Origin of the sequence: Desulfonatronospira sp. (assembly GCA_003563255.1) — a bacterium.
Taxonomy (GTDB): Bacteria; Desulfobacterota; Desulfovibrionia; order Desulfovibrionales; family Desulfonatronovibrionaceae; genus Desulfonatronospira.
Window position 1 is genome coordinate 1 of the sequence record PWSL01000511.1, and the last position, 6,747, is coordinate 6,747.

Here is a 6,747-nt window from a genome sequence, read left to right on the forward strand (position 1 = left end):
CCTCAATTGGGGACAGGCACCCCCGCACTTATTTTTTCCAATAAAACCAAGATCATTTTGAATAAAAATAAGTGCGGGGAGAGCCAGTCCCCGGAGGTCAATCATAAGTTTCGCTGTAGGGCTAATCTTCGGGTAATAATTTAGGCAAACTGAGTCGGGAATGCAAGCATTTTAGGCTTGCGGGCCTGCTTGAAAAAGATTACCGGCTGTTGTAGATGACCAGGATTCAAACACAGCCACGCAGTTCATATACAAGGAGAAATCATTATGCAGCAGACCAAGATCATTCTGGAAGAAAAGGATATGCCTACAAGTTGGTACAATGTCATGCCGGATCTGCCTGAGCCCATGGCACCTCCCCTGGATCCCGGGACCATGCAGCCCATTGCCCCTGAAAAACTTTCCGCCATTTTTCCCATGTCCCTCATCGAGCAGGAGATGTCCGGGAAAAGCTGGATTGATATTCCGGAGCCCATCTTGGAGATATACAGGCTTTACAGGCCTTCTCCCCTGGTCAGGGCCAGAAGGCTGGAGCAGGCGATAGGCAGTAAAGCCAGGATTTATTACAAGGATGAATCAGTATCGCCTGCGGGTTCGCACAAGCCCAACACTGCAGTAGCCCAGGCCTATTACAACAAGATTGAGGGAGTAAGCCGCCTGGCCACGGAAACAGGCGCTGGTCAATGGGGTACAGCCCTGTCTTTCGCCTGCAAGATGCTGGGAATGAAATGTACGGTATACATGGTTCGCTGCAGTTATGATCAGAAACCATACCGTGGTATCATAATCCGGGCTTACGGGGGCGAAGTGTTTCCATCTCCATCCAGGCATACCAGCGTGGGACGCAAGGTCCTGGAGCAGGACCCCTCTTCCGGAGGCAGTCTGGGCCTGGCCATCTCCGAGGCTGTGGAAGACGCCGTTCAGAACAGTGACACCAAGTATGCTCTGGGCAGTGTGTTGAACCATGTCCTGCATCATCAGACCATTACCGGCCTGGAAGTCAAGAAACAGCTGCAGATAGCGGGCGAAAAGCCGGATATCCTCATTGGATGCGTAGGAGGGGGCAGCAACTTCGGCGGGCTGATACTGCCCTTTATGCCGGAGAAACTTGACGGCCGGAAGATCCGCTTCATGGCTGTGGAGCCCCAGGCCTGCCCCACACTGACCAAGGGCAGGTTTACATATGATTATGGGGATATGGCCAAACAGACACCTCTTATCAAGATGTACACCCTGGGGCATGGATATTTCCCTCCCCCTATTCATTCCGGGGGGTTGCGCTACCACGGAGAAGCCCCTATAATTTCCCATGTAGCCAAACTGGGACTACTGGAGGCCAGGGCCTATTTTCAAAACGAGGTGTTTGACGCCGCCCGGTTGTTCATGCAAAATGAAGGGTTTTTGCCTGCCCCGGAAACAGCGCATGCCATAAAAGCCACCATTGACGCTGCCAGAGAAGCTGAGCCGGGACAGGTAATAGTGTTTTTGTATTCCGGTCACGGTCTGCTGGACCTGGGTTCCTACGATACTTATCTTAAAGGAGAGCTCAAGGATCAGGCCTTTTCAGATGAGGATATTAAGAAATCTCTGTCGGAATGCCCGGAGGTCTAGCCTGGCTCATTACAGCGACACTTTATTTAAACTCGAAGGGGACTGGCTCTCACCAACGCTTTTTTTTAATCCGCCGCTTTTCTTTCAGAAAAATCAGCTTGGGAGAACCGGTCCCCCTGCGGGCTGTCTGCCTCCCTCTACTCTCTCTGAGTTGCCTGCTCTTTCCTGCGGCCTGGAAGATCTACTGGCTGGAAGCGGATCAGCAAGCCGACCCGCAAGAACGAATTTTTACGAGCCGGAGGTCGGGCAGAAAGCCATGCCACATGCAAAGCGTTAAACCAGATGAATAAAGGAGAAAAAGTCATGCTTGATGTATTCAAGAAGGGAATTCTTACGGGACTGGGACTGGTAGTGGTTACTGCCGAGGAACTTGAAAAAAAGGTCAACCAGATGGTGGAAAAGGGCAAGCTTTCCGCTGAAGAAGGTGAAAACCTGGTCAGGGAGTTTGTTCAGAAGAGCGAAACACAGCAGTCGGAGCTTCAGGAATGGCTATTGAACACCGTCAAGACCGGTCGCGAAAGGCTGGAGATTGCAGGCCGAGAAGAGGTACAGGATCTGGAAGCCAGAGTTTCCAGCCTGGAAGACCGGGTTTCCGCCCTGGAAAGCCTTAAGATGCAGGAAGAAAAAAAGGACAGGGGGTAATTGTGTCTGTTGTTTTCTGCTACAGCGACACTTTAGTTGAACTCGAAGAGGGACTGGCTCCCCGTTACTTATTATAATAAGCCGTAAGGGATTAGAAAGATACTGATATACCGCTATAGTAATGCTTTGCCCGCAACCCAATAAAGAAAAGCGCTTTTTTGACAGGATTAACAGGATTAAGAGATGGATTAAGAGAAAAATATTTTTGTCCTGGCCGGAAGCCAGGCCAAAAGGTAATCACTCCAGCACTCACTTTCTTCCGGCACCCATGAATGCCGGAAGAAAGTGAGTGCTGGATGGCTAATGCAATCTGCGGCTTCCGGCCGCTGATTGCTTATCCTGTCCATCTATGCCTGCCACGCGTCTTTAGCGTGGTTAATCCTGTCTAAAATTTCTTGTTTTTTGTAACCCCAGTTAAAATCAGCAAAGCAGGAACGCCTTCAGCGTTGTTAAACTGGGCAGGCAGGCTTTCAACGGTTAAGTCACTAAACAGTAACGGTATATTGGTATTTTGAACATCCCTAAGTCTTCCTTAGGAAAATAAGTGCCGGGTGCCTGTCCCCGGTGGCCGAGGCAATAATTAACCCAAAGTGTCGCTGCAGTGATACATTTTTTGTAAGGATAAACTGATGGATATTCGGGCCATAGCTCACCTGGGACGTTTTCGCGAGATAGTCAGTACACTGGTCAAGTACGGCTTTGACGATGTGGTGGACCGCCTGGATGTCCCGGGGCGCCGGTATCTTGAAAAAATCAGGGTACACACCATGCATCTAACCCGGTGGGAGAGAATGCGCATGGTGCTGGAAGAGCTGGGACCGACCTTTATCAAATGCGGACAGATCCTTTCCCAGCGGGCGGATCTCCTGCCCAGGGAGCTGCTGGATGAACTGCGAAAACTTCAGGATGACGTCCCGGCTGAAGAATTTTCAGAGATCAGGAAGGTGCTGCAGGACAGCTTTAATGCCCCCCTGGAGGATATTTTTTCTGAAATTGAAGAGACCCCCATAGCAGCAGCATCACTGGCCCAGGTGCACAAGGCCAGATTAAAGGACAGTGACCAGGAGGTGGCCCTCAAAATCCAGAGACCTGATATTGCGGAGACCATCAAAAGTGACATGGACATCCTGGAAAGGATAGCCATCCGCCTGGACGGGCGTATGGAGTCATTCAAGGTTTACAATCTACCGCAGCTGGTACAGCGCATCAGAAAGCTCATGCTTCAGGAGCTGAATTTTGTTCAGGAAATGCGCAATATGCAGGTGGTGCGCTCTCATATCCTGCCCGAAGAAAAGATTCTGGTCCCGGAGGTTTATCCTGACCTGTGCGGTCAGTACGTCATTACCATGGAGCTTTCCCGCGGCAGCAAAATGAAAGACGTCAGGATAAGCGAACTCAAAAACAGAGCCAGCCTGGCTAAACTCGGACTCAACTTTTCCATCAGGCAGGTCCTGGAGCAAGGTTTCTTTCACGCCGACCCCCATCCCGGCAACATCCTCATAGACGAGGAAGAAAATATGATCCTGCTGGACTGGGGCATGGTGGGGCGTCTGACCAACAAGGTGCGTTATGAGCTCATTGATCTCATAGGGGCCGTGGTGGACAATGACGTGGAGGAGGTTACGGAAATACTTATTTCCTTTACCATGGGCCGGGAAAATGTAAACCGCAACATGCTCCAGAACGAGGTTCTGGAGGTGGTGAGCCATTTTACCAGGCTGCCTCTGAAAGAAGTCAACCTGGGACAGCTGCTTATGGAATTGACCACCCTGCTCAGGAATCACGGCAGAATACTTACAACAGACCTTTCAATAATGATCAAGGCCATGGTTACTGCCGAGGGAACGGCCAGGCTGCTCTATCCTGAACTGGACGTCATCAAGGAAGCCGAGCCCATGGTGCGCCGCATGGGAAAGAACCGCTTCAGTCCCTCCAATATTTTTAAAGGACTGCAGAAAAGCCTGAGGTACCTGCTGCGTTTTCAGTACGAACTGCCGAGGCAGACACTGGATATTATCAGCAAACTGGACCGGGGAGAACTGGCCATACGCTTTCAGCACCAGAACCTGGAGGGACTGCAGGCCACCCTGGAGAGGGTAATAAACCGGCTGGTGGTGGGCATTGTAACCGGAGCCCTTTTCCTGGGCTCGGGTATGGTGATTATTGCCGATACCGGCCCCAGGCTCTGGGGGTACCCTGCCCTGGGCGTCATTGGTTATATTATCGCCATCTTTCTGAGCCTGAGACTGGTAATGGCCATGGTACGTTCAAGGAAGAGGTGAGGGTTCAGCTTAGCTTTTCAAGACCGGCTGCAGCCGGGTTACAGTAGCAGGGACCTCTGGGATATTTGATGCAGGCACTCCTTGGTGACAGCTTCATCTGGAAGTATTTTGATGTTCCCGGGCAAGGTGACGGGCGTACTCCAGGATGCTTTTCCGGTCGTGTATGTCGTTGTCTCTGGCCCAGTTTGTTGTCTCACGCATAATGCGGCCTACCAGGGGCCCCGGGGGAATCCCTGTAAGCTGCATCACCTGGTTGCCGCTGATAACCGGTCTGCTGCTTTTGCTGTCTTCATCCAGCCAGGAAGCCACCCTTGCAAGGGCCTGATTTATTTTTTCCTGCTGTCGACGCCCTTTTTCCGTCCCCCTGGCCTGGTGATCACAGACCGAGGCCCTGGCCAGGAGAGGCCAATAGGGGTGCTCAACCATTTCCAGTATTTTTGAGGGCCGCATTTCATCCAGGCCGTGCATGCGCATGTGGTTGACCGCAACCGCCTGCATAGCCCTGGCCACCACCCCTGGGAGCCTGAGTCTTTGGGCCAGGTTCCGGACTAAATCACGGGCCGCCCGGTCGTGGCCTCGATAAGAACCCATGCCGGGGTTCAACTCCGCTACAGGTCCTTTGCCCAAGTCATGGGCCAGCAGAGCCATGTTCAGGGCAGAGTCAGGCAGTCTGTTGGATCGGATGGCTTCCAGTGTATGGTGGAACACATCCCCCTCGGGGTGATGCCTGGGGTCGTGAGGCAGGTCCTTCAGGGCTTCCACCTCCGGCAGCAAAAGACGCAGCAGTCCCATACTGTCCATAAGCACGATCCCACGTGCGAATGCAGGACCATTAAGCGAGGCCAGCCTTATTATTTCACGGCCTGCTCTTTCCGGAGATATCCGGCATATATCCGGGGCCAGTTCCCGCATAGCCTGCGCAGTTCTCTCCTCCAGTTCAAAATCAAATTCACAAGCCAGCCTTATCCCCCTGAGCATGCGTAACGGGTCCTCCCTGATGCGAGCCCTGGGGCATTGCACCCCACGCACCTGCTTCAGGATGATATCCTGTTGTCCACTGTAAGGATCCAGCAGGACCATGTTTTCGTCAAGGGACATGGCATTGATGGTGAAATCCCTGTGCAGGGCGTCCTTTGAAAAAAGCAGGTTTTTTTTATCCGCACTTGCCATGAGATCCCGGGAAAACTCTTCGACGCCCCTGAACCGGGTTGTTTCCAGGTACTCTCCACTATGGACCAGGACAATGGTTTGAAAGCTTCGGCTTTTGCCCATATCATAGGCCTTGAAGATTTCCTGTAGTTTTTCCAGAGGCATATCCGTTGCCAGGTCCACATCTTTTACGGAGCGCTGAAGAAGAATATCCCGCACCGCACCACCCACAACCAGGGCTGTATAACCATGCCTGTTAATAATTTGAATTGCATCTAAAGCAGCGGCCAGGCCTTTATGATCAGGCTCGTGGAGAAGCGGACGTGATGGCTGGGAGCATGCCGGGAAAGAATCCTGTGGCGGATGCTTGTAGCCTGGACTGGGTGACATTTCTGAATAGCCGCCTTTGATGATTATAGTTTAACACTTGAGAGTTCAAAGTTCCTGGTTTCTTCGTTCCTGGTTGAAAGAAATAAAGTCAATAATTTTAGATAGAGATCTGGTCTGGCCCGAAAGACATGTTGAGCTGCCAAAAAAAAAATAAAAATAAATGGTTACAAAAAACTTTTGACTGTCCAGTTTAACACCACAAAACTAACACTACAGCGACACTTTATTCAAGCTGGAAGGGGACTGGCTCTTTTGCAGCCGGATAGTCCGGCCGTTTTACGGTTTGAGGTCGGCAAAAGTGCCTGTCCCCGGTGGCCGGGGCGATAATTTACTCAAAGTGTCGCTGTAGTGCTAATATTTTTAATTAATATCGTATCTCAATTGAGGACAGGCACCTCCGCACCTATCTGTTTCAAATATTCTGCAGTGTTTCTGCCATATAAAATTGGGTGCGGGTGAAGCCGCTCCCCCACCGGGCTGTATGCCTCTTGGCTGGAAGCCATGCGATATGCAAAGCTATGAACAGATACCAGGTAGAAAAGATTCGTTACAGGTATCTGTTTAGCGCTTTGCATGTAGCACGGGGACTGGCTCTTCCGGGACCCGCTTGTCCCAAAAAATGAGTCGATTTGAGCACAAAATGATGCTCAAGTGGGTCCCGGAGTGCCTGTCC

General features: G+C 51.5%; 4 protein-coding genes. 3 read left to right on the forward strand and 1 reads right to left on the reverse strand.

Annotation, left to right across the window (positions count from 1 at the left end; translation table 11 throughout):
* Window positions 1–267 precede the first annotated feature (267 nt).
* The 3 genes from QZP87_RS14915 to QZP87_RS14925 all read left to right on the forward strand — a co-directional run bounded on the left by QZP87_RS14915 (window position 268) and on the right by QZP87_RS14925 (window position 4,535).
* Entirely contained in the window at window positions 268–1,611 is a 1,344-nt protein-coding gene (locus QZP87_RS14915; RefSeq protein WP_291323719.1) for a TrpB-like pyridoxal phosphate-dependent enzyme, read from the forward strand.
* Window positions 1,612–1,914: 303 nt separating this feature from the next.
* On the forward strand, window positions 1,915–2,253 hold the full coding sequence (locus QZP87_RS14920; protein WP_291323720.1) for a hypothetical protein: 339 nt from the start codon (window positions 1,915–1,917) through the stop codon (window positions 2,251–2,253).
* A gap of 629 nt (window positions 2,254–2,882) precedes the next feature.
* Complete coding sequence (locus QZP87_RS14925) at window positions 2,883–4,535, forward strand: AarF/UbiB family protein (RefSeq protein WP_291323721.1); 1,653 nt, start codon at window positions 2,883–2,885, stop codon at window positions 4,533–4,535.
* Window positions 4,536–4,628: 93 nt separating this feature from the next.
* On the opposite strand, the gene QZP87_RS14930 is transcribed toward QZP87_RS14925, so the two are convergent.
* Window positions 4,629–6,074, reverse strand: coding sequence for a CCA tRNA nucleotidyltransferase (locus QZP87_RS14930; RefSeq protein WP_291323722.1), 1,446 nt, complete (start codon window positions 6,072–6,074; stop codon window positions 4,629–4,631).
* Window positions 6,075–6,747: the final 673 nt, after the last annotated feature.